This window comes from Oleispirillum naphthae, assembly GCA_027864655.1.
Classification (GTDB): Bacteria; Pseudomonadota; Alphaproteobacteria; order Rhodospirillales; family Rhodospirillaceae; genus Oleispirillum; species Oleispirillum naphthae.
Map to the genome: position 1 here is coordinate 74,397 of JAQAZG010000012.1, position 22,794 is coordinate 97,190.

General features: G+C 69.1%; 22 protein-coding genes, 2 tRNA genes and 1 riboswitch. Of the genes, 17 read left to right on the forward strand and 7 right to left on the reverse strand.

The window, feature by feature from the left end; translation table 11 throughout:
• Nucleotides 1-21: 21 nt before the first annotated feature.
• From hisS to O7R11_RS12865, 6 genes are all read left to right on the forward strand, one after another.
• Nucleotides 22-1,305, forward strand: a complete 1,284-nt coding sequence (hisS, locus tag O7R11_RS12840) for a histidine--tRNA ligase (RefSeq protein WP_337997930.1) — start codon at nucleotides 22-24, stop codon at nucleotides 1,303-1,305.
• Entirely contained in the window at nucleotides 1,295-2,377 is a 1,083-nt protein-coding gene (gene prfA / locus O7R11_RS12845) for a peptide chain release factor 1 (RefSeq protein ID WP_337997931.1), read from the forward strand. The genes hisS and prfA overlap by 11 nt, the downstream gene beginning before the upstream one ends.
• 213 nt (nucleotides 2,378-2,590) lie before the next feature.
• Nucleotides 2,591-3,472, forward strand: a complete 882-nt coding sequence (prmC, locus tag O7R11_RS12850) for a peptide chain release factor N(5)-glutamine methyltransferase (protein ID WP_337997932.1) — start codon at nucleotides 2,591-2,593, stop codon at nucleotides 3,470-3,472.
• 360 nt (nucleotides 3,473-3,832) lie between these two features.
• Nucleotides 3,833-4,285: a DUF4167 domain-containing protein gene (locus O7R11_RS12855; RefSeq protein WP_337997933.1), complete on the forward strand. Its 453-nt coding sequence runs from the start codon at nucleotides 3,833-3,835 to the stop codon at nucleotides 4,283-4,285.
• Between the two features lie 161 nt (nucleotides 4,286-4,446).
• Nucleotides 4,447-7,041, forward strand: a complete 2,595-nt coding sequence (clpB, locus tag O7R11_RS12860) for an ATP-dependent chaperone ClpB (protein ID WP_337997934.1) — start codon at nucleotides 4,447-4,449, stop codon at nucleotides 7,039-7,041.
• Nucleotides 7,038-8,096: a DUF6635 family protein gene (locus tag O7R11_RS12865; RefSeq protein WP_337997935.1), complete on the forward strand. Its 1,059-nt coding sequence runs from the start codon at nucleotides 7,038-7,040 to the stop codon at nucleotides 8,094-8,096. Before clpB ends, O7R11_RS12865 begins: the two co-directional genes overlap by 4 nt.
• A 40-nt stretch (nucleotides 8,097-8,136) precedes the next feature.
• Here O7R11_RS12865 and O7R11_RS12870 read toward each other — a convergent pair whose 3' ends face one another.
• The 3 genes from O7R11_RS12870 to O7R11_RS12880 form a co-directional block, all read right to left on the reverse strand.
• The gene (locus O7R11_RS12870; protein WP_337997936.1) at nucleotides 8,137-8,628 is read right to left on the reverse strand and encodes an SRPBCC family protein; all 492 of its coding nucleotides are present in this window, start codon (nucleotides 8,626-8,628) and stop codon (nucleotides 8,137-8,139) included.
• A gap of 210 nt (nucleotides 8,629-8,838) precedes the next feature.
• Nucleotides 8,839-10,299 carry a M23 family metallopeptidase gene (locus O7R11_RS12875; RefSeq protein WP_337997937.1) on the reverse strand — a complete coding sequence of 487 codons (1,461 nt, stop codon included), beginning with the start codon at nucleotides 10,297-10,299 and terminating at the stop codon, nucleotides 8,839-8,841.
• Nucleotides 10,300-10,583: 284 nt separating this feature from the next.
• Nucleotides 10,584-11,372, reverse strand: a complete 789-nt coding sequence (locus tag O7R11_RS12880; protein ID WP_337997938.1) for an SDR family oxidoreductase — start codon at nucleotides 11,370-11,372, stop codon at nucleotides 10,584-10,586.
• Between the two features lie 58 nt (nucleotides 11,373-11,430).
• On the opposite strand from O7R11_RS12880, the gene upp reads away from it, so the two are divergent.
• The 4 genes from upp to O7R11_RS12900 all read left to right on the forward strand — a co-directional run bounded on the left by upp (nucleotide 11,431) and on the right by O7R11_RS12900 (nucleotide 14,954).
• Nucleotides 11,431-12,081, forward strand: coding sequence for a uracil phosphoribosyltransferase (gene upp, locus O7R11_RS12885; RefSeq protein WP_337997939.1), 651 nt, complete (start codon nucleotides 11,431-11,433; stop codon nucleotides 12,079-12,081).
• A 161-nt stretch (nucleotides 12,082-12,242) separates the two neighbouring features.
• Nucleotides 12,243-12,647 (forward strand): hypothetical protein, encoded by a 405-nt coding sequence (locus tag O7R11_RS12890; RefSeq protein ID WP_337997940.1) that lies wholly within the window; start codon nucleotides 12,243-12,245, stop codon nucleotides 12,645-12,647.
• A gap of 91 nt (nucleotides 12,648-12,738) precedes the next feature.
• On the forward strand, nucleotides 12,739-13,296 hold the full coding sequence (locus O7R11_RS12895; RefSeq protein ID WP_337997941.1) for a Panacea domain-containing protein: 558 nt from the start codon (nucleotides 12,739-12,741) through the stop codon (nucleotides 13,294-13,296).
• Between the two features lie 224 nt (nucleotides 13,297-13,520).
• A complete protein-coding gene (locus O7R11_RS12900; RefSeq protein WP_337997942.1) occupies nucleotides 13,521-14,954 on the forward strand; it encodes a sodium:proton antiporter in 1,434 nt (477 codons plus the stop codon).
• 65 nt (nucleotides 14,955-15,019) lie between these two features.
• On the opposite strand, the gene O7R11_RS12905 is transcribed toward O7R11_RS12900, so the two are convergent.
• The 4 genes from O7R11_RS12905 to O7R11_RS12920 form a co-directional block, all read right to left on the reverse strand.
• The gene (locus O7R11_RS12905) at nucleotides 15,020-15,844 is read right to left on the reverse strand and encodes a universal stress protein (protein ID WP_337997943.1); all 825 of its coding nucleotides are present in this window, start codon (nucleotides 15,842-15,844) and stop codon (nucleotides 15,020-15,022) included.
• 277 nt (nucleotides 15,845-16,121) lie between these two features.
• On the reverse strand, nucleotides 16,122-17,111 hold the full coding sequence (locus tag O7R11_RS12910) for an ABC transporter substrate-binding protein (protein WP_420792995.1): 990 nt from the start codon (nucleotides 17,109-17,111) through the stop codon (nucleotides 16,122-16,124).
• A 35-nt stretch (nucleotides 17,112-17,146) separates the two neighbouring features.
• A complete protein-coding gene (locus tag O7R11_RS12915; protein WP_337997945.1) occupies nucleotides 17,147-17,896 on the reverse strand; it encodes an ABC transporter permease in 750 nt (249 codons plus the stop codon).
• Complete coding sequence (locus O7R11_RS12920; protein ID WP_420792994.1) at nucleotides 17,893-18,609, reverse strand: ABC transporter ATP-binding protein; 717 nt, start codon at nucleotides 18,607-18,609, stop codon at nucleotides 17,893-17,895. The genes O7R11_RS12915 and O7R11_RS12920 overlap by 4 nt, the downstream gene beginning before the upstream one ends.
• A 46-nt stretch (nucleotides 18,610-18,655) precedes the next feature.
• A riboswitch (TPP riboswitch) is annotated at nucleotides 18,656-18,765 on the reverse strand.
• Nucleotides 18,766-18,798: 33 nt separating this feature from the next.
• Between O7R11_RS12920 and O7R11_RS12925 the strand changes: the two genes are divergently transcribed.
• From O7R11_RS12925 to O7R11_RS12955, 7 genes are all read left to right on the forward strand, one after another.
• Nucleotides 18,799-19,284 (forward strand): DUF192 domain-containing protein, encoded by a 486-nt coding sequence (locus O7R11_RS12925; RefSeq protein ID WP_337997946.1) that lies wholly within the window; start codon nucleotides 18,799-18,801, stop codon nucleotides 19,282-19,284.
• Between the two features lie 43 nt (nucleotides 19,285-19,327).
• Nucleotides 19,328-19,404: transfer RNA gene (locus tag O7R11_RS12930), tRNA-Pro, on the forward strand.
• 33 nt (nucleotides 19,405-19,437) lie between these two features.
• Nucleotides 19,438-19,734 carry an ETC complex I subunit gene (locus O7R11_RS12935; protein ID WP_337997947.1) on the forward strand — a complete coding sequence of 99 codons (297 nt, stop codon included), beginning with the start codon at nucleotides 19,438-19,440 and terminating at the stop codon, nucleotides 19,732-19,734.
• A gap of 13 nt (nucleotides 19,735-19,747) precedes the next feature.
• Nucleotides 19,748-19,824: transfer RNA gene (locus tag O7R11_RS12940), tRNA-Arg, on the forward strand.
• A gap of 42 nt (nucleotides 19,825-19,866) precedes the next feature.
• Nucleotides 19,867-20,628, forward strand: coding sequence for an SDR family NAD(P)-dependent oxidoreductase (locus tag O7R11_RS12945; protein ID WP_337997948.1), 762 nt, complete (start codon nucleotides 19,867-19,869; stop codon nucleotides 20,626-20,628).
• A gap of 91 nt (nucleotides 20,629-20,719) precedes the next feature.
• Nucleotides 20,720-21,484 (forward strand): FadR/GntR family transcriptional regulator, encoded by a 765-nt coding sequence (locus tag O7R11_RS12950; protein WP_337997949.1) that lies wholly within the window; start codon nucleotides 20,720-20,722, stop codon nucleotides 21,482-21,484.
• A gap of 24 nt (nucleotides 21,485-21,508) precedes the next feature.
• Entirely contained in the window at nucleotides 21,509-22,762 is a 1,254-nt protein-coding gene (locus O7R11_RS12955) for a Zn-dependent hydrolase (RefSeq protein WP_337997950.1), read from the forward strand.
• The last annotated feature ends 32 nt before the right edge of the window (nucleotides 22,763-22,794 follow it).

The window sequence follows — 22,794 nt, forward strand, 5'->3', positions numbered from 1 at the left end:
AGCGAAGAAAGGATCAGCGGGGTGTCGTCCCTCCAACCGGTGCGTGGCACGCACGATATCTTACCCGACGAGATGCGGGCCTTCCGCCATGTCGTCGATACCAGTCGGATGGCCGCCGCGCTCTATGGCTTCGCCGAGATGGCGACGCCGGCCTTCGAGTTCTCCGGCGTGTTCGCGCGCACCCTCGGCGATACCTCCGACATCGTCACCAAGGAGATGTACACCTTCTCCGACCGCAAGGGCGAAAGCATCACCCTCAGGCCCGAGAACACCGCGGGCATCGCGCGCGCCTTCATCTCCAACGGGCTTTCCAACGACCTGCCGTTCAAGGCGTTCTACGCCGGTCCGATGTTCCGCTACGAGCGCCCGCAGAAGGGCCGCCAGCGGCAGTTCCACCAGGTCGGCGTGGAGCTTCTCGGCGTCGCCGAGCCGCAGGCCGACGTCGAGGTCATCGCGCTCGGCCGCCACATTCTCGATGCGCTCGGCCTCAAGGGCGCGGTCACCCTGGAGATCAACACCCTCGGCGACCCGGAAAGCCGCGAGGCCTACCGCGGCGCGCTGGTGAAATTCCTCTCCGGCCGCCTCGCCGAGCTGTCCGCCGACAGCCGCGACCGCCTGGAGCGCAACCCGCTGCGCATTCTCGATTCCAAGGACGAAGGCGACCGCGCGGTGATCGCCGGCGCGCCGCTTCTCGGCGAATACCTCAACGCCGCCTCCAAGGCCTTTTATGAGGAACTGAAGAACGGTCTTCTCGACCTCGGCCTGGATTTCATCGAGAACCCGCACCTGGTGCGCGGGCTGGACTATTACGGCCACACCGCCTTCGAGTTCACCACCGACGCGCTCGGCGCGCAGGGCACGGTGATGGCGGGCGGCCGCTACGACGGCCTGGTCAAGCTGATGGGCGGGCCGCAGACCCCCGGCGTCGGCTGGGCCGCGGGGGTGGAACGCCTCTCCATGCTGCTCGCCGAGCCGCCCGCCGAGGGCCGCCCGGTGGCGATGATCCCGGCGGGCAACGACCCGGTGATCAAGCGTGAGGCGATGATCCTCTCCGAACGCCTGCGCCGCGCCGGCTTCGCCGTGGACATGGCCTTCTCCGGCAACATGGGCAAGCGCATGAAGCGCGCCAACAAGCTCTCCGCCAAGGTCGCGGTGATCCTCGGCGAGGACGAGCGGCTGGCCCGCGCCGTCACCCTGCGCGACCTCGATTCCGGCGAGCAGGCCACGGTGTCCCTCGACCGCCTGGAGGAAACCCTCGCCCGCATGCTGGTCAATCTGTCGGAGGATGCCTTCGGTGGCATTTGAGGAGACGCTGGCGCAGGTGGTCCGCCGCTTCGAGGAAGCGCAGGGCCGCCTCGGCACCGATCCCACGCTCGACCCGAAAACCGTCGCCGCGCTCTCCCGCGAGGTCGCGGAACTCGGCCCCGTGGTCGAACTGGCGGAGGCGCTTTCCAAGGTCCGCGCCGACATCGCGGAGGCGGAAGGCCTGCTTCACGACGCCGCCGCCGACCCCGACATCAAGGCCCTCGCCCAGGAGGAACTCCTGGAGGCCAAGGCCAGGCTGCCGGAGATCGAGGCGGAGCTGCGCCTCGCCCTCCTCCCCAAGGACGCGGACGACGTGCGCAACGCCATCCTCGAAGTGCGCGCCGGAACCGGCGGCGAGGAGGCCGCGCTCTTCGCCGCCAACCTCTTCCGCATGTATCAGCGCTATGCCGCCGTCCGCGGCTGGCGCGTCGAAATCCTCGACCTCAACGAGACCGGCATCGGCGGCATCAAGGAAGTCGTCGCCTCGGTCTCCGGCACCGGCGTGTTCGCCCGCCTGAAGTTCGAATCCGGCGTCCACCGCGTGCAGCGCGTCCCCACCACCGAGGCGGGCGGCCGCATCCACACCTCGGCCGCCACCGTCGCGGTGCTGCCGGAAGTCGAGGAGGTGGACATCGAGATCAGGGACGGCGACCTGCGGATCGATACCTACCGCTCCCAGGGCGCGGGCGGCCAGCACGTCAACACCACCGATTCCGCGGTGCGCATCACCCACCTGCCCACCGGAACCGTGGTCGCCTGCCAGGACGAACGCTCGCAGATCAAGAACAGGGCGCGCGCCATGACCGTGCTGCGCGCCCGCCTCTACGAACAGCAGCGCCAGGCAAAGGACGCCGTGCGCTCCGCCGACCGCCGCGCCCAGGTCGGCTCCGGCGACCGGTCGGAACGCATCCGCACCTACAACTTCCCCCAGGGCCGCGTCACCGACCACCGCATCAACCTCACCCTCTACAAGATCGACCAGATCATCGACGGCTCGGCGCTGGACGACGTCATCGACCCCCTGATCGCCGAAGACCAGGCCAACCGCCTCGCCGCCCTGGAGGCGCAATGACCGCCGCCCCGGAGGCGGGGAGGAAAACGCCGGGGCTCCGCCCCGCGCCCCGCCGGAGGGACTCGTCCCTCCGGGCCTCCCGTATCGTCTGTCCGAGGGGTGGAGACCATCCCCCGGACAGGCAAGTTATGGGTTCCAAGGGTCTGAGACCCTTGGTGGGGTCCAGGGGTGAAACCCCTGGCCTTGTCGTCCCCCGTTTCCGGAGCATCGCTCATGGCTGACCTCGGGACGGTGCTGCGGACGGCGACGGAGCGGCTGCGGGCGGCCGGGGTGGAGGGGCCGCGGCGGGATGCGCGGCTGCTGGCGGGCGTGGTGCTGGGTTTGGGCACGGCGGAGATGGTGGCGCATCCGGAGCGGCGGCTGACCGCGGCGGAGGTTGCGGCGGTGGAGGCGGCGGTGGCGCGCCGCGCGTCGCGGGAGCCGGTTTCGCGCATCCTGGGGGAGCGGGAGTTCCGCGGCCTGCGGTTCGCTTTGACCGCGGATACCCTGGACCCGCGGCCGGATTCCGAGGTGGTGGTGGAAACCGCGTTGCGGCTTCTGGAGGGGGTTGCCGCGCCGCGGGTGCTGGACCTCGGCGCGGGCACCGGCTGCCTGCTGCTGGCGGTTCTGGCGGAGCGGGCGGATGCCGCGGGCGTCGGCCTGGACGCCGCGCCGGGCGCGGTGGCGGCGGCGGCGGCGAACGCGGCGGCGCTGGGGCTTTCGGCTCGTGCGCGTTTCGTGTGCGGCGACTGGCGCGAGGCGGGGTGGGCGGCGGCGCTCGGCGGGCGGTTCGACCTGGTGGTGGCGAATCCGCCCTACATTCCGGACGCGGAGATCGCGGGCCTCGCGCCCGAGGTGCGGGAGTTCGAGCCGCGTTTGGCTCTGGCGGGAGGCGCGGACGGGCTTGCGCCGTACCGCATTCTCGTGCCCGCCCTGGCGGAATTGCTGGCGCCGTGCGGCGGCGTGGTTTTCGAGGTGGGGCTCGGCCAGGCGGAAGCGGTGGCGGCGATGCTCGAAACCGCCGGAATGGCCGGTGTGGGGGCGTTCGCCGACCTCGGCGGGGTGGCGCGGGCGGTGGCGGCGCGGCGGGCCCGACGCGAAAAAACCATACGATAAATGAAAAAAGCGGTTGGAAAGCGCCGCCGATGCGATTAGGTTTCAGACGTTCGCGCGTGGGGGCCGGTACGGATTACCGAGCAGGGGTCGGGTCCGTTGGGGCCTGGGCAGGCCGCCCGGGGACCCCGTCAGGCATCGTGGGATCTGCGCCGTTCGATGAGACCTTTGAACAGATTTATTCCGTGAAGCCGGACCCCTTGCAGGGTCTCACGGGGGATGAGCGCCATGGGCTGCGCATCCGGCCGGATACGTCCGGCAGACGGCAAATTTCGTATTTTCGTCCGGGGATACTCCCGGCGTCGCGCGGCGGCTGGCCCGTCAGGCGCATTGTGGTGAACTCTCGCGGTTAGCTCAGAGATTATGAAACAACATCCGAATCAAAAGCCCCGTCCGCGGGGTCGCACGCCCAACCAGCAGCAGCAGCAGCAGCGCAAGGGCAACGGCTCTTCGCGCAACCAGACCTTCGACAGCAACGGTCCGAGCATCCGCATCCGCGGTTCGGCGCATCAGGTGATGGAAAAATACCTGGCGCTGGCGCGCGATGCGGCGGGGCAGGGCGACCGGGTGCTGGCGGAGAACTATCTGCAGCATGCCGAGCACTACTTCCGCATCATCCAGAACAGCCAGCCGCGTCCGCCGCGGGTGCTCAACCCGGCGGCTGCCGACGGCGCCGACGGGCCGCAGCCCGAGATGACCGACGAGGACGGCGACGACGAAGCGGCGGAAGCCGCCGACGAGGCGACGGTGGAGGTGATCCGCCCGGCCGCCCCGGAGGCCGCCGAGACCGAGGAGCCGGAGAGCGTGGCGGTCTGAACGCCGCGCCGCCGGGCGACGAAAAGGCCGCCCCCGCAAGGGGGCGGCCTTTGTTTTGCAGGGACTTGCGAGGACCGCAAGGAGATGTCCATATGGAACGGTGAAACCGCAAGCTGCCGCAACGGGGCTTGTGGGAAGTGTCGCCACGAGAGGGACGGAACATGGACATCGAAAAATTCACGGAACGCTCGAAGGGGTTCCTTCAGGCGGCGCAACAGACTGCGATCCGCCTCGATCATCAACAATTCCTGCCGGAGCACCTGCTCAAGGCGCTGCTCGACGACGGCGAGGGTCTGGCCGCCAACCTGATCCGCGCCGCGAAGGGCAAGCCGGAGACGGCGAAGGCCGAGGTCGAGGCCGCGCTCGCCAAGGAACCGAAGGTGGAGGGCGGCTCCGGCCAGGTCTACACCGCGCCCGCGCTGGTGCGTCTCCTCGATGCGGCGGAACAGGCCGCGGCCAAGGCCGGGGATTCCTACGTCACCGCGGAGTATCTGCTGCTTGCCCTGGCTCTGGCCGAGGGCACCAAGGCCGCCGCGGCGCTGAAGCGCGCCGGGGTGACGCCGCAGGGGCTCAACGCCGCGATCGCCGGGATGCGCAAGGGCCGGGCGGCCAACTCCGCCAACGCCGAGGACCAGTTCGAGGCGCTGAAGAAGTACACCCAGGACTTCACCGCGCGCGCCCGCGACGGCAAGCTCGACCCGGTGATCGGCCGCGACGAGGAGATCCGCCGCACCATCCAGGTGCTGTCGCGCCGCACCAAGAACAACCCGGTGCTGATCGGCGAGCCGGGCGTCGGCAAGACCGCCATCGTCGAGGGCCTGGCGCTGCGCATCGTCAACGGCGACGTGCCGGATTCCCTGCGCGACAAGAAGCTTCTGGCCCTCGACCTCGGGGCGATGGTGGCGGGCGCGAAATACCGCGGCGAGTTCGAGGAGCGCCTGAAGGGCGTGCTCACCGAAATCCAGTCGGCGGCGGGGGAGATCGTCCTGTTCATCGACGAGATGCACACCCTGGTCGGCGCGGGCGCGGCGGAAGGCGCGATGGACGCCTCCAACCTGCTGAAACCGGCGCTGGCGCGCGGCGACCTGCACTGCGTCGGCGCGACTACCCTGGACGAATACAGGAAGCACGTGGAGAAGGACGCGGCGTTCGCGCGGCGCTTCCAGCCGGTGTTCGTCAGCGAGCCGACGGTGGCCGATACGATTTCCATCCTGCGCGGGATCAAGGAGAAGTACGAGCTGCACCACGGCGTGCGGATTTCCGACTCCGCCCTGGTCGCCGCGGCGACGCTGTCGGACCGCTACATCTCCGACCGCTTCCTCCCCGACAAGGCGATCGACCTGATGGACGAGGCGGGCAGCCGCCTGCGCATGCAGGTGGACAGCAAGCCGGACGAACTGGACGAGGTGGACCGCCGCCTGGTGCAGCTCAAGATCGAGCGCGAGGCGCTGAAGAAGGAGAAGGACCCGGCGTCGCGGGAGCGGCTGGAGAAGCTGGAAGGCGAGCTTGCCGACCTCGAGGAGCGCTCCGCCGAGCTGACCGCGCAGTGGAAGAGCGAGCAGACGACGCTGGCGGATTCCACCAGGATCAAGGAGCGGCTGGAGCAGTCCCGCATCCAGGCGGAACGCGCCCAGCGCGAAGGCCGTTTCGAGGAGGCGGGCCGCCTGCTCTACGGCGAGGTGCCGAAGCTGGAAGCGCAGTTGCGGCAGGCCGAGGGCGCGGCGAACGCGCGCATCCTCGACCAGGTGGTGACCGAACGCCACATCGCGCAGGTGGTGGCGCGCTGGACCGGCATTCCGGTGGACAAGATGCTGGAAGGCGAGAAGGAGAAGCTGCGCCACATGGAGGCGGAGCTCGGCAACCGGGTGATCGGCCAGGCGGAGGCGGTGAAGGCGGTGGCGAACGCGGTGCGGCGCGCCCGCGCCGGGTTGCAGGACCCCAACCGGCCGATCGGCTCGTTCCTCTTCCTCGGCCCCACCGGCGTCGGCAAGACCGAACTGACCAAGGCGCTCGCCGCGTTCCTGTTCAACGACGAAGCGGCGATGGTGCGCATCGACATGTCGGAATACATGGAGAAGCACGCGGTGTCGCGGCTGATCGGCGCGCCGCCCGGCTATGTCGGCTATGACGAGGGCGGCGCGCTCACCGAGGCGGTGCGGCGGCGGCCCTATCAGGTGATCCTCTTCGACGAGGTGGAGAAGGCGCACCCCGACGTGTTCAACGTGCTGTTGCAGGTGCTCGACGACGGCCGCCTCACCGACGGCCAGGGCCGCACCGTGGACTTCGCCAACACCCTGATCGTGATGACCTCCAACCTCGGCGCGGATATCCTCGCGGCGCAGCCGCCGGGCGAGGACTCCGGCGTGGCGCGCGACCAGGTGATGGCGGTGGTGCGGTCCGCCTTCCGCCCCGAGTTCCTCAACCGGCTGGACGAGATTCTGCTGTTCCATCGCCTCGCGCCGGAGCACATGGGCGGCATCGTGAAGATTCAGCTGGAACGCCTGGAACAGCGGCTGCGGGAGCGCGACCTGGAAATGGAGGTGAGCGACGCCGCCCGCGTCTGGCTGGCGGAGCGCGGCTACGACCCGGTCTATGGCGCGCGGCCGTTGAAGCGGCTGATCCAGCGCACCCTGGAGAATCCGCTGGCGATGTGTCTGCTGGCGGGCGCGGTGGGCGAGGGCGACACGGTGCGGGTGGACGCCGACGAGAGCGGGCTGCTCATCGCCGGGCGTCCGGCCTCGGCCTGGCTCGAATGACCGGGGAGGACGCCGCGCTTCCGGTTCCGGCGGGGGGGATTTCTCCCCCCGCCGTGGTGCTGTCGCGGGCCGCGGCGGAGGCGCTGCTGCTGCAGGCGGCGGCGCGTTACGTTACGGCGCGGCGGCAGCGCATCGCCCCCTTCATCGACCGCCACTTCAGCTTCCGCGGCAGCCTCGCGCTGCACCGCCACGCGCTCGGGCCGGACCTGTTGCGCGCCCCCTACAACCTGATGGTCTCCCTGCCGGAATTCGCCCTGCGCCGCTCCGGCGCGGCGGCGGCGTGGGCCTGGGGCAAGAGCGGGCGGCGGCCGCCCGCCCTCGTGGCCCGTGCGGCGCGGGCGCGGCTGGCGCTCGACACCGATGTCGGGCGGCGGGTCAACCACCTGTTGATGACCGAACTGCTGGAACTGCCGGTGAAAGACGCCACCGGCCGCGTGCTCTCCGCCCGCGACGCCCTGGCGGTGGAGATTCTCGCCGATCCGCGCCTCGCCGCCGGGGTGCGGCAGGTGGAGCGCCTGGTCGCCGAGCGCGCCGATTCCCCCGAGTTCCGCGCCGCGGTGGCGCGGGTGCTGGCCGGAGCCGCGGCCGGGCGCGCCGCGATGGCCGAGATGGCGCTACAGGCGGGCGCGCTCGGCCTCGGCGCGGGGGCGTTCCACGCCTTCACGCCGGGGGTGCTGAGCCTCACCCCGATGGTCTCCGCCGCGCTGGCCAACGGCCTGGCGATTTCCGCCTTTCCTCTCGGCGGCGCGATCGGCGGCTGGTGGTATGCGGCGTTTCCCGCCGCGGCCACGCCCTTCCTCACCGCGGCCACCGGCGGCGCGCTTCTTTTCGCGCTGGCTTCCGCCGGAGCTCTGGCCGGGGTCGCGGCGGACCCGGTGCAGCGCCGCCTCGGGCTGCACCGCAAGCGCCTGGAGCGCCTGGTCGAGGGATTGGCGCGCGACCTTGCGCCGGAGGAAGGCGCACACGCGCCGCTGCCGCCGCTGTTGGCGGATCATTACCTGCCGCGGCTTCTCGATCTCGTCGATCTGATCAACGGGTTGGCCGCGCTGCGCTGAGGAAAGTCCGTGGCGGGGCGGATGCCCCGCCGGAACCCGTTCACGATACGGTGGCGACCTTCGCCGCCACGAAGTCCGCGGCGTAGGCCTTGAGCCGCGTCAGGCAGGTGCGCCAGCCGTAGTAGTGCTTGGCGAGCATGGCGCGCACCGCGTCGGTGACCGGCGCGGGCCAGTCCTTGTGGGTGATGCTGACCTGGGTCTGGTCGCCCACCTGGCGCAGGTGCAGGTGCACCGTGGTGGAATAGTTCCAGGCGTCCTCCCGCCAGGTGACTTCCAGCAGGTGCGGCGCGGCGACCTGGCGCACCGTGCCGAAGGCGCGGCTCTGGTGTCCCTCGGGAGAGGTCCAGAGCTCCTCGAAGGCGCCGCCGGGGTGCAGTTCGATCGCGACGTAATCGCCCCACCACTTGGAGATGTGCCGGCGCGAGGTCAGCAGCGCCCATGCGGTCTTGACCGGAACCGGAATGGTATCGGAGATACGCAAAAGGCCGATGCCGGTGTCGATGGTGACGCCGCCGGTCTTGGTGCTGGTCATGGTGCCCTCCCTGGTATGGACGGACCGATGACGGAAACGGAGCGAATCGGGTGCGGCCGCAAGGAGCAACTCCGTCCGCGATCTCGTCCTGGGTAGGTTCTGGCCGCATCCCGAGACCGCTTGACTACATTTTACGCGCTTTCCGCCCCCGGCCCAAGCGCGAACGCCCCCGTGAGGGGGCGTCGGCAGGAAAATTCGCGGAAGAAGGGTTCAGCGCGTCGCCGACTCGGCGGCGGCGGCGGCCACCTTGCTGTGGCCGGAGAGCTGGGCGAAATCGCGGTCCATGCCGGTGCGCAGCTTGCCGAAGAGGCGCAGGTCCTCGCCCTTCAGGGTGCGGCCCGACGGCATCTTGATCTTCAGCGGGTTGACCTGGCGGCTGTCCACCAGCACCTCGTAGTGCAGGTGCGGCCCGGTGGTGCGCCCGGTGTTGCCGGAATAGGCGACGACCTGGCCCTGGCGCACCCGGCTGCCCGCGTGAATGCCGCGCGCATAGCCGGAGAGGTGGCCGTAGGCGGTGGAATAGGTGCCGGTGTGGCGGATGCGCAGATAGTTGCCGTAGCTGCTCCACGGCCCCGCCTTCTCCACCACGCCGTCGCCCGCCGCATAGACCGGGGTGCCGACCGGGGTGGCGAAGTCCACGCCCTTGTGCATCTTGGAGAAGCCGAGCACCGGGTGGTTGCGCAGGCCGAAGCCGGAGGAGATGCGCGCGCCGTCCACCGGGGTGCGCAACAGCGCCTTGCGCACGCTCATGCCCTTTTCGTTGTAGTAATCGACGAAGCCCTGGCGGTCCTCGAAGCGGTAGAGGCGCAGCGTCACGCCGGAGAGGGTGAGCGCGGCGTAGTCGATCTCGCCGTCGCCGACGGTGGTGCCGTCGGGCAGGGTGCGGCGGTCCACCATCACCTCGAAGGAGTCGCCCTTCTGGATGTCGCGCTGGAAATCGACGTCGTAGGAGAACAGGCGGATCAGCTGCTGCAGCGCGCCCGCCGACATGCCGGAGGCCTCGCCCGCGGCGAACAGGCTGGAGTTGATCACGCCGGAGAAGGCGTGGGTCTCGGTGGTGATCGGGTCGTGTTCCTCGTCGGCGGAGAAACTGCCGTCGTCGCCGCGGGAGACGATGCTGCGGCGGCCGGGCTCGGCCTCCACCTGCAGGCGGGAGAGGGTCACCGTGCCGTCGGGGTCGGCGACCACCACCAGCGAGACATCCTGCCCCGGGGTGAGGCGGCGCGGATCGAACACCTTTTTCAAGGCGGAGATCGCCTCGTGCGCCTCCTGGCGGGAGACCGCGCTGCGGTCGAGAATCTGCCCCAGGGTGTCGCCCGGCATCACCGTGAGGGCGACCTCGCGCTCCTGCGGGCCGGCGGGCGCGGCGGCGGGAGTGATCGTCTCGTCCGGCGCGGCGCGGCGGCGGGCGGGTTCCGGCAGGTATTCGCTGCCGCCGTAGAGAAAGGCGCGGGGGCCGCCGAACGAGGCGGCGCCGTCGAGCGGCGGCGGAGTCATCAACGCCGCCGCGGAGACATCGTCCTTGCGGTTGACGGTCGCCTCCGACGGGCCTGCGGTCATCGCCGCGGCAAGGGTCAGGGCGGAAATGCCGACGATGAGGCCCATCGCCAGCAGGTGCCTGGGTTCGATTCGCCGTGGGGTTCCCACGGCGGTCCGGTGGTCGTCTTGCATCGGTTCCCTCGGTCCGTGTCCGGGCTTCCGCCGGACAAGAGCACGTCCGTTGATACCGCAACCCATAGTGGGCGGGAAGCGAAAAAGGACAAAACGTGCCGTCAAGACTGTATCCAACCGTCATCATGCCCGATGCGACTCGAGTCGTCAACAGGCAGAGAGTCAGGGGAATCAGGGAAATAAAGCCGATTCTTTGAGTCGGAAATTCGAGTCTTCCGGTACCGGCTTGTCAATGCGTCGCGGAGACGGGAAGGGGCCGCCCGCCGGGCGGCCCCCGCATGCGCTCAGATCGACTGGATCATGCCGCCGTCGATGCGGATCATGCCGCCGGTCATGTAGCCCGCGGGCACCCCGGCGAGGAAGGCGCACACCGAGGCGAACTCCTCCACCGTGCCGTAGCGCTTCATCGGGATGCCGGCGGCGGACTTGGCGCGCGCCTCTTCCACGGTGCATCCGGTGCGCTGCGCCGCGGCCTGGTCCAGCTCGGCGACGCGCTCGGTGCCGATGCGGCCGGGCAGCACCACGTTGACGGTCACGCCGTCGGCGGCGACCTCGGTGGCCAGCGTCTTGCAGAAGGCGGCCACCGAGGCGCGCAGGGTGTTGGACATGGCGAGCGTGGGGATCGGCTGGATCACGCCGCTCGAGGTGATGGCGACGACGCGGCCCCATTTCTTTTCGCGCATGCCGGGGACCAGGCCGTCGATGATGCGGATGATGCCGAGCACCATGCTCTCGAAGAACTTCTGCCACTGCTCGGGGGCGACCCCCAGCGCGCCGGAGGGCGGCGGGCCGCCGACGTTGGCGATCAGGATGTCCACCCCGCCCAGGGTCTTGACCGTGGCGATCAGGGATTGTACCGAGGCCGCGTCCGCGAGGTCGAGGCCGACCGCGGTGGCCGAAACGCCATGCGCCGCGGTGTGCGCGGCGGCGTCGGCGCCGAGGCGCTCGGCGTTGCGCGCCGCGAGGATGAGGTCGCAGCCTTCCGCCGCGAGTTTCGCCGCGATGCCGCGGCCGAGGCCCCGCGACGCCCCCATGACCAAAGCGCGTTTGCCTTTCAGACCCAATTCCATCATCGTTCTCCTGTCCACGTGGCGCCCGTCCGGCGCGTCCGCCTCAATCCGGAAGACTCTTATGGCCGAAATCTGCTCGTCCCTGATCGTAGTGGATCATCCGCTGATCCGCCACAAGCTCACGTTGTTGCGCTGCAAAGACACCCCGACGCCGCTTTTCCGCGCCCTGATGAAAGAGGTGGGGTGCCTCTTGACCATCGAGGCGACGCGGAGCCTGCCGCTCGAAGAGGTGGACATCGAAACCCCGGTGCGCGCGGCGCGTGGCGTCCGCCTCGCCGCGGTGCCGCTGGTGGTGCCGATTCTGCGCGCCGGGCTGGGGCTCGCCGACGGCGTGCTCGCCGCGATGCCGGAGGCCGATGTCGCCCACGTCGGCGTCTACCGCGACGAGGAAACCCTGCACCCGGTGGAATACCTGGAACGCCTGCCCAGGGACGTGACCGGCCGCCCGGTGTTGGTGGTGGACCCGATGCTCGCCACCGGCAATTCCAGCGTTTACGTGATCAAGCTGCTGCTCGCCCACGGCGCGTCCGTCGGGTCCATGGTGTTCGTCTCCCTGGTCGCCGCGCCGGAAGGGGTGAAGACGCTCGCCGCCGCCTATCCGGGGCTGCGCATCGTCACCGCAGCGCTGGACGAGGGGCTGAACGACTCGGCCTACATCGTGCCGGGCCTCGGCGATGCCGGCGACCGTCTCTACGGCACACTGGAGCGTTGAAGGCCGCAGGCATTGACAACCGACCCTGCGCGTCGTCACATCTTTAGTTAGATGTGGGAAGTGTCGGGTACGCCGTGGGGGGAGGAGCCGCCCCGCGACGGTTTTGCGTGCCGGAATGTCCGGCGAACGCCCCGGCTTCCCAGGGAAAAGGATGGGCAGGGATGAGCACGACGCAACGTGTCTCTTCTCCGACTTTCGGACCGGCCGCGACGACTCGGGTCGCGAACGCCGGACGGAACGTTGCGTCCGTTTCCTTCCAGCGGGTTGACGATCTCGGCGGGTCCAATGCCCTCGGGGCGCAGGAGCAGTCGATTCGCTATGACGACGGCTACCGGCCGCCGGGGCAGGGGCAGCGCCGCGACCGCGACGGCAGGCGCGCGGCGGAGTTTTCCCGCTATGCCCAGGTCAGCCATCTCGACGAGGTGCTCACCGCCTACGACTGGTCGCCGGACGCCACGCTGCTGCCGGTCGAGGTGATGCGCGGCGTAGGGCGCTACGAGACCAACATGCGGGTCATCTCGGGCATCGAGAAGGTCGGCGGCGAGACCTACAACCGCCTGTTCTGAAACGGCGCTCCATTTTCTCCCGAAGAGACTTGGCGAATCGGCGCGGATGCGGCCATGATGACGGCGCGCGTTTAGTCCGAGGGAGCCGCCGATGCCGAAAACCGCCGTCACCTCCACCTTCGACGTGGTGATCTGGCTGACCGACCGAGCCCTCAACGATGGGGAATACCTGCAGCCGGTGAAGCTGCACCGCCTGCTCTATCTCGCCCAGGCCTATTTCGCCGCCGCCTACCACGGCGAGAAGCTGATGCCCGCCACCTTCATCGCCGAGGAAAGCGGCCCCGTCGAGCCCGACGTCTGGCGAGTCTATGCGAGCGGGCGGCCCTACATCGAGAGCGTGCCGCCGCCGGAGCGGGTGGCGCAATTTCTCGACAGCGTGTGGCGGCGATTCGGCGCCTATTCGGCGGATTACCTCACCGATCTGGTGGCGGCGCAACCGCCCTACCTGGGGGCTCTGGCCGACGGTTTGCGCGGCGAAATCCCGCTGGCCGCGATGGCCGCATTCTACGGCCGCGCCCGCAGCGAGGCCCCCGCCACCGCCGCCCCTGCGGTGGACGACGTGCTGCGCCCGCGCACCATGGTCAGCGCCCGCGGACAGGCGGTGACGGTGCGGCGTTGGACGCCTCGCCCCGGAAAATCGCCGAAATGACGTTCGGATGGGGAGGTTTCCACCGCCCCTACGCGAACGAGTGGGCGAGAAGCGATACATTTTTCCGAATCGGTCTTTTCCCGTTCCGGGGGTTCGTGCATACTGATTCGTCACCTGCGTAGCGGAAAGAGATTTGGGTTCCCTGGGGGTGACGGGGAGTACGCATCTCCTCGGAAACAGGGTGAATAATCGTCAGCGGTATGAGAAAAATCCTGCCATCGTTCGTGGCTCTTTTGATTGGCGGAGCCTGCCTTCTCGATCCGTTCGCGGCCAGCGCGGCGGAACAGGTGGCGTCTGCCGCGGGGGGACACGCGCCGCATATCGACGGATCGGAACTCGGCCTGCTGTGGGCCGTGCCGTTCTGCGCGATGTTGCTGTCGATCGCGTTGTTCCCGCTGATTCTGCCGCATTTCTGGCATCACAACTTCGGCAAGGCGTCGCTGTTCTGGGCGCTGTGCTTCCTCGTTCCGGCCTATTTCGAATTCGGCTTCTCCACCGTCCTGTTCGAGGTCCTGCACTCGATCCTGCTGGAATACCTGCCGTTCATCATTCTGCTGTTCTCGCTGTTCACCGTGGCGGGCGGCGTGCGTCTCACCGGCTCGCTGCACGGCTCGCCGATTCTCAACACCGGCATCCTCGCCGCCGGCACCTGCCTCGCCAGCTGGATGGGCACCACCGGCGCGGCGATGCTGCTGATTCGGCCGATCATCCGTGCCAACGAGCACCGCGAGCACAAGGTCCACATCATCGTCTTCTTCATCTTCCTGGTCGCCAACATCGGCGGCGGTCTGACGCCTCTCGGCGACCCGCCGCTCTTCCTCGGCTTCCTCAAGGGGGTGAGCTTCTTCTGGCCGACTCAGCACGTGCTGGTGCCGCTTCTCACCACCGCGGCGATCCTGCTCACGCTGTTCTTCGCCATCGACACCTGGTTCTACCGCCACGAGGGGCACGAGGCCCCGGAAGGCGAGATGGAGGAGAAGATCGGCATCGAGGGCAAGGTCAACATCCTTCTGCTCGGCGGCATCGTCGCCGCGGTGCTGATGAGCGGCCTGTGGCCGCACGACTACCGATTCGCCCTGTCGGTCTATCACGTGCCGCTGGAGATCCAGAACGTCGCCCGCGACGTGCTGCTCCTCGTCATCGCCTACCTGTCGTGGAAGCTGACCAGCCGCGAAAGCCGCAAGGCCAACGCCTTCAACTGGTTTCCGATCATCGAGGTGGGCAAGCTGTTCTTCGGCATCTTCATGACGATCATCCCGGCCATCGCCATCCTCAAGGCCGGGACCCACGGCGCGCTCTCGCCGGTGGTGCATGCGGTGACCGACTCGGCGGGCGAGCCGATCAACGCCATGTACTTCGTGCTCACCGGCCTGCTTTCCTCGTTCCTCGACAATGCGCCGACCTATCTGGTGTTCTTCAACACCGCGGGCGGCGATGCGCACGTTTTGATGGGCGAGGTGGCGACCCTGATGGCGATCTCCTGCGGCGCGGTGTTCATGGGCGCCAACACCTACGTCGGCAACGCGCCGAACTTCATGGTCAAGGCGATCGCCGAGGAACGCGGCGTGAAGATGCCGAGCTTCTTCGGCTACATGGCCTGGTCGTTCGGCATTCTCGGGCCGGTCTATGCGCTTCTGATCTACCTGTTCTTCCTCTGAGGCTCATGCCGCGGCGATGAAAAAAGCCCCCGGAAACGGGGGCTTTTTCGTGGGAGGCCGGCGGCCTAGTGCGCCATCAGGATCGGGATGTTGGCGCTGGAGAGCAGGCGGCGCGTGCCGCCGCCGAGCACCAGTTCGCGCAGGCGCGAATTGCCGGAGCCGCCCATCACGATCATGTCGGCGCGCGACTCGCGGGCGTATTCCAGCACCCGGCCCTCCGCCGCGCGGGCGCCGTGGCGCGGCGCGCGCACCGCAGGCTCGATGCCGTGCAGGCGCAGGGTGTTGGCGATGCGCTCCAGCGACAGCGCCGCCTCCTTGCCGCCCTCGCGGGAGACCAGGGTGACCGACTCGGCTTCCTGCAGGAAAGGAATGGCGGAGCGCACGGCGCGCGAGCATTCCACGGTTTCCTTCCACGCCACCAGGACGCGGCGGCCCAGCACCATGCGGCGCTGGCCGTGCGGCAGCACGATCACCGGGCAGCTGCCGACCATGGCAAGCTGGTCCGGCAACTCGGCGAACAGCATCTCTTCCAGGTTCTGCGGGTCGCTCTGGCTGACGATGGCGAGGTCGTGATAGTGCGACAGCTGGGTCAGCACCTTGATGTGCTCGCCCTCCACCATGGTCCACTCGTAGCGCACGTCGTGCAGCTTGCACCACTGGCGGAACTCGTATTCCACGGTCTTGGATTTTTCCGCCGCGATGTCCTCCACCTCGTTGGTGTAGGCATAGGAATAGGTGCGGCCATCGGCGGTGGGGCTGCGCACCGGGCTGGTGATGAAGACGACGCTCAACACCGCGTTATGCCGACAGGCAAGATTGTAGGCGACGCGCAGGCGAGTCATATATTCCTCGTCATTGGCGAGATGAACGAGGATCGATCTGATGCTCATACCGAAGCGTTCCCTACTTTGGGCCTCCGACCACGGATCCATGCCCGGGGCCGGGGACGCTATTCCGGCGGAACGGGAAAGTCAACAACCAGTCTCGTCCAAGGTGTCGTGCGCACTTTTCCGACCCGACCGATACGTGCGCTTTCAAGGCATTGATACGCACCGCAAGCCGACGGCGCAACGAAGCGCCTTCCTAGAATCGAAGGTATCTTTCGGCGGGGCTTGATGCAATACCGGCGGTAAAAAAATCGCCCTGCCGGAAGGGAGAGACGGGTTTTCAGTTCAGGGACACCACGTAGCGGTCGATCGGCACCTGGCGGCCGATCAGGTTCTGCTTGAACAGGTATTCGGCGAAGCGCACATAGCGCGTGCGGTCCACCGCCAGGGGGCGCAGCGCGAGGCGCGGCAGGGTGTCCCGCCAGGCGCGGCGGTTGACCTCGGTGTTCAGACCCTTCTCGTAGGAGATGAACGCGGCCCAGGCCTCCTTCGGGTGATTGACGATGAAAAGACCGGCGCGCTCCACCGAGTCGAGGAAGCGCCGGATGCGCGGGTCGCCGAGGCGCTGCTGGTGGGTGATGTAGATCAGCTCGTCGTAGACCGGCACGCCGTTTTCCTCCGGATAGAAGGCGCGGCCCGGGTGCTTCTCGATGTCCATCTGGTTGAGTTCGAAATTGCGGAAGGCGCCGATCACCGCGTCCACCTGATGGGAGAGCAGCGCGGGCGAAAGCGAGAAGTTGACGTTGATCAGCGTCACGTCCGAGAGCTTCAGCCCATGGCTCTGCAGCATGGTGCCGAGCAGCGCGTCCTCGAATCCGGAGATCGAATAGCCGACCTTCCTGCCCTTGAGGTCGGCGATCTCCTTCACCGGGCCGCTCTTCAGCACCACCAGGGAATTGAGCGGCGTTTCGATCAGGGTGCCGATGCGCACGATCGGCAGGCCGCCTTCGGCCAGAAGGTGCAGCTGCGGCTGATAGGTGAGCGCGATGTCCGCCTCCTTGGCGGCCACCAGCTTGGGCGGCGCGTTGGGGTCGGCGGGGGCGATCAGCTCCACGGCAAGCCCGGCGTCGCGGAAGAAGCCTCTCTGCTGCGCCACGATGATCGGCGCGTGGTCCGGGTTGACGAACCAGTCGAGCATCACCCTGAGGCGTTCCGGAGCCTGCGGCTTGGCCTTGGCGGCGGAGTCGGCGGCGAGCGCCGGGCCGGCGGCGGCTGCGGCGATCGCGCCGAGGCCGGAGAGGAAGCTGCGGCGGGGAAGGGCCGGGATCATGGTCTCATGGGTTCCGCTGTCGAGGGGGGAGGAGGTCATGGCGAAGTCTCCAGGCTATCGTGCGCCCAGGGCAGGGCGCGGTGCAAGAGGAGGCCGACGCCCGCGTGCAGCAGCACCGCGGCGGCGGCGAGAAGGACGAGGGCGGCGAACATCAGGGGCACCTGCATGCGGGCGTTGGCGTGCAGCATCAGAAAGCCGAGTCCCGCGCCGGAGCCGACCCACTCGCCGACCACCGCGCCGATCGGCGCCACCGCCGCGCCGACCTTGAGGCCGGAGGCGAGTCCGGGCAGCGCGGCGGGCAGGCGGATGTGGCGCAAGACGGCGCGGCGCGGCGCGTTCATCGTCGCGGCGAGGTCGAGGAGTTCCGGGTCGGTGCGGCGCAGGCCGTCGTAGAAACCCGATGCCACGGGGAAGAAGATGATCAGCGCCGCCATCGCCACCTTGGAGGCCACGCCGTAGCCGAGCCACAGCACCAGAAGCGGCGCGATGGCGAACACCGGCAGCGCCTGCGTCGCCACGAAAAGCGGCCACAACCACAACGCGGCGGGCCGCGAGAGCGCCAGCCCGAGCGCGGCGAGCGCGCCGAAGCCGCCGCCGAGGACGAGGCCGAGGACGATCTCGGCGAGGGTGATGCCCGCGTGATGGGCGAGCAGGGCGGTGTTGTCGGCGAAGGCCGCGGCCACCGCCCAGGGCGGCGGCAGGATGTAGTCGTAGCGGCCCGAGGCGGCCCAGGCGAGGCTCCATGCGGCGAGGGTGGCGGCGAGAAGGACGAGTCGGCGGATCATCGCGCGGCCTCCGCCGGGGCGAGCGCGCGCAGGATCGCCGCCTGCGCCGCCAGCACCTCGGGGTTGTCGGCGGGGCGCGGCCACGCGCCCTCCGGCAGGGGAATTTCCGTCGCCGTGGCGGGGCTGCCGTTCAGCACGAACACCCGGTGGCCGAGGCGCAGCGCCTCCAGCGGGTCGTGGGTGACGAAGATCACGGTGCGCCCGGCGAGCACCCGGGCGGCGAGGTCCTGCAAACCGAGGCGGGTGAGCGGATCGACCGCGGAGAACGGCTCGTCCATCAGCACCACCGGGCGGTCCTCCATCAGGGTGCGGGCGAGCGCGACGCGCTGCCGCTGCCCGCCGGAGAGGGTGTCCGGCAGGTCGGCGGCGCGCTCCGCCAGCCCCACGGCGGCCAGCAGCGCGTGCGCGCGGGCCTTGGTGCCCGCCGCCTCGCCGCGCAGCCGCGCGCCGAGGCGCACGTTGTCGAGCACCGAGAGCCAAGGGAGCAGCAAATCGCGCTGCGCCATCCAGGCGAGTCGGCCGGAAAGCGGCGCGCCGTCCTCGTCGCCGATCGCCGCGCCCGGCGCAGGCGCAAGTCCGGCGACGACGCGCAGAAGCGTCGTCTTGCCGACGCCGGAGGGCCCGAGAATGCCGGTGAACCGCCCGGCCTCGGCGCGGAAGGAAAAGTCCTCGAACACCGGCACGCGGCCGAGCGCCAGAGACACGGCGGACACGCAAATGCCGGGCGGCGGGGAGGAGAGGGCGGATGGGGCCGGTGTGTTCATCGGGCTTTCACGTCCCTACGCCGGTGCGAACCGGATCAGGTTCCCGGGGTCGCCTCGAAGAAGAGGCCTCTCAGCCGCTTGGCGGCGGCTCCCCCCGTGAGGGTGCGCGGGCGCTTTTCCCGCGCGGCTCATCCCTGTATGGTGCCGGGCGGGACCACGGTCAAGGGCGACGGCATGGGCAAGGCGATCGGGCTGCTGATTTGCGCGCTGCTGCTGGCCGCGCCGCTGCCCGCCGGCGCGGCGGAGACGGCGCGCCTGCGCATCGAGGCGGCGCATCCGGTGGTGCTCTCCGTCGAGATCGCCGACACCCCGGCGGCGCGCGCCACCGGCCTGATGCACCGCGACGCCCTGGCCGCGGGGCGCGGCATGCTGTTCGACTACGGCCGCCCGGTGATGGCGCGGATGTGGATGAAGAACACCCGGATTCCGCTCGACATGCTGTTCATCGACGCGGACGGCGTCATCCGCCACATCCACGCGATGGCGCGCCCCTTCGACGAAACCGTGATCGCCACGCCGGTTGCGGTGCGCTGGGTGCTTGAAATCGGCGGCGGCCGTGCCGATGCTCTTGGCATCCGGGCGGGCGACCGGGCTCGCCGCGAAGGCGGCCCGGCAAAGCCCTGAAAAGCGTTGCCTTGCGGCGGGGTTGCCCATATTTTCCAAGCCACGGGGTGTAGCTCAGCCTGGTAGAGCGTCGGCTTTGGGAGCCGAAAGTCGTAGGTTCGAATCCTATCACCCCGACCATCCGCGGGTGGGATCATCAGGAAAGGAAACGCCATGGCGAAAGCCCGGATCTTCAAACCGGCCAAGACCGCGATGCAGTCGGGACGCCGCAACACCGCGAAATGGGTTCTGGAGTTCGAACCGGCGGAACGGCGCGTCAACGACCCGCTGGTCGGCTGGGTCGGTTCCGGCGACACCCTGGCGCAGGTCCGCCTGACCTTCGACACCCGCGAGGCCGCCGTCGCCTTCGCCGAGAAGGAAGGCCTGGCCTACGAGGTGGAGGAGCCGCAGGCCCGCCGCCTCGTCCCCAACAATTATTCCGACAATTTCGCCGCGTCGAAGTGGAATTGATGCGAGCTTTTCCGCGCCCTTAGCTCAGTTGGATAGAGCACTCGCCTTCTAAGCGAGCGGTCGCTGGTTCGAATCCAGCAGGGCGCGCCACTATATCCCTCCTTCATGCACCACTCATGAAGGACGCGCTCCATGACCTCCTCCAAGATCGCCCTGATCACCGGCGGCAGCCGCGGCCTCGGCCGCAACGCCGCCCTGCACCTCGCCCGCGCCGGGGTGGACATCGTTCTCACCTATCACAGCCGCCGCGCCGAGGCGGAAGCGGTGGCGGCGGAAATCGCCGATTCCGGCCGCAAGGCGGCGGCCCTGCAACTCGACGTCGGCGAGAGCGCCGGCTTTCCCGCCTTCGCGCAGGCCCTCGCCGCAGCGCTTGCCGAAACCTGGGGGCGCAAGAGCTTCGACTTCCTGGTCAACAACGCGGGCATCGGCATCAACGTGCCCTTTGCCGAAACCACCGAGGCGCAGTTCGACCAGTTGATGAACATCCACCTCAAGGGCGCCTTCTTCCTCACCCAGGCGATGCTGCCGCTGATCGAGGACGGCGGGCGCATCGTCAACCTCTCCAGCGGGCTCGCCCGCTTCTCCCTGCCCGGGTTCTCCGCCTATGCCGCGATGAAGGGCGGCATCGAGGTGCTCACCCGCTATCTGGCGAAGGAACTGGGGCCGCGCCACATCCGGGTGAACGCCATCGCCCCCGGCGCGATCGAGACCGATTTCGGCGGCGGCGCGGTGCGCGACAATGCGGAGATGAACCGCGCCATCGCGGGGGCCACCGCGCTCGGCCGAGTCGGCCTGCCGGACGACGTGGGCGGCGCCGTCGCCACGCTGCTCATCGGCGAGACCGGCTGGATCAACGGCCAGAGGATCGAGGTTTCGGGCGGCGTGTTCCTGTAAGGGCAGGGCGGGCGGGCGCAGACTTTTTCTTGGCGCTTGCCTGGAATGATGCTATTTATCCGTATAAATTAGCTTCCGTACCAGGCTTCCGATGCCCCAGCGTCCGCCCCGCCGCCGCACCAAGCTCTCCGACATCATCGTCGAGGACGTGAAGCGCCTGATCGTCGCCCAGCGCCTCAACCCCGGCGACCGCGTGCCCAGCGAGCGCGACCTCATCGCCACCTACGGCTGCTCCAAGGGCACGGTGCGCGAGGCGCTGAAGGCGCTGGAGGTGGAAGGCCTGGTCTACACCCGCACCGGCCCCGGCGGCGGCGCCTACCTCGCCGCGGCGGACAGCGCCCCGGCGGCGCGCATGCTGCGCAACTTCCTGCACTTCAACCATATCGACGGCGCGGGGGTGTACCAGATCCGCAAGGTGGTGGAGCCGGAACTCGCCGCCGCGGTGGTCGGCCGCCTCACCGATGCGCAATACGTGGCGCTGGAGGCCAACATCGCGGCGTGCAGCCGCGTTCCGGAAAGCGAGGAAGAACAGCTGCGCCGGCGCGTCCTCGAACTCGACTTCCACGATATCCTCGCCGATGCCTGCCCCAATCCGCTGCTCGCCTTCGTCGGGCGCTTCCTCAACGACATGCTGCGCGACCTCGTGGTGCTGAAGCAGGCCTACAAGCCGGAACGCCGGCAGTTCGGCGAGGCCAACGTCGATTACCACCGCTACCTGATGGCGGCCTACCGCGCAGGCGATGCCGACCGGGTGCGCGCCCTGATGCTGGAGCACATGCGCGATGCGGAGCGGCACATGACCGCCCTGGAGGGCGAGGCGGCCAATTCGTTTTTGATGGCTCTGCCCCGGCCCTAGGGGCTTCGAAGAAGGCAAGAAAAGATGTCGCATGCCCTGTCCAACCTCTCGGTCGATGGCGGCCGCCTGTGGCGCTCCCTGATGGACCTGGCGGAAATCGGCGCAACCCCCAAGGGCGGCGTCGCCCGCCTCGCGCTCACCGAGCTGGACGGCGAGGGCCGCAGGCTGTTCGTCCGCTGGTGCGAGGCGGCGGGACTTGAAGTCGAAATCGACGAGATCGGCAACATCTTCGCCCGCCGCGCCGGGAAGAACCCCAGCCTGCCGCCGGTGATGATGGGCAGCCATATCGACACCCAGCCGACCGGCGGCAAGTTCGACGGCTGCTTCGGCGTGATGGCGGGCCTGGAGGTGATGCGCACCCTGAACGACCTCGGCATCGAGACCGAGGCCCCCCTCGAAGTGATTGCCTGGACCAACGAGGAAGGCTCGCGCTTTCCGCCGTGCATGATGGGCTCCGGCGTGTTCATCGGCAAACTCGGCCTCGCCGAAACCCTCGCCAAGACCGACGAACACGGCCTCTCCGTCGGCGCGGAACTGGCGCGCATCGGCTTCGCCGGAACCCGCAAGGCCACCGGCCACCCGGTGGGCGCCTACTTCGAAACCCACATCGAGCAGGGCCCGGTGCTGGAGGACGAAGGCAAGACCATCGGCGTGGTCATCGGCACCCTCGGGCAGAAGTGGTTCGACCTCACCCTGACCGGAGTGGAAGCCCACGCAGGCCCCACGCCGATGCGCCGCCGCAAGGACGCGCTGCTCGCCGCCGCACGGGTGGTCGAGGCGGTGAACGCCGCGGCGCTCGCCTCCGGCGGCCATGCCTGCGGCACCGTCGGCTACATGCGCATCCACCCCAACTCGCGCAACGTCATCCCCGGACGCGTCGAGATGGGCCTCGACCTGCGCCACTGGGAGGCGGAAAACCTCGACGCGCTCGCCGCCGCGGTCACCGCCCGCGTCGCCGAAATCGCAGAGCGGACAGGCGTGACCGCGGAACTCACCCCCACCGCCGACTTCCCGCCGCTCTCCTTCGACCCGGAGTGCGTCGCCTTCGTCCGCGCCGCGGCGGAACGCCTCGGCCTTCCCCACCGCGACATCGTCTCCGGCGCGGGCCACGACGCCACCTTCATCGCCGAGGTCGCCCCGGCGGGAATGATCTTCGTCCCCTGCGAAAACGGCATCAGCCACAACGAGGCGGAAAACGCCGAACCGGAACACCTCGCCGCCGGAGCCTCGATCCTGATGCACGCCGTCCTCGCCCGCGCGGGGGTGGTGGCGGCGTAGGGAAAAACAGGCCGGGCGCCGCCCGGACCCGC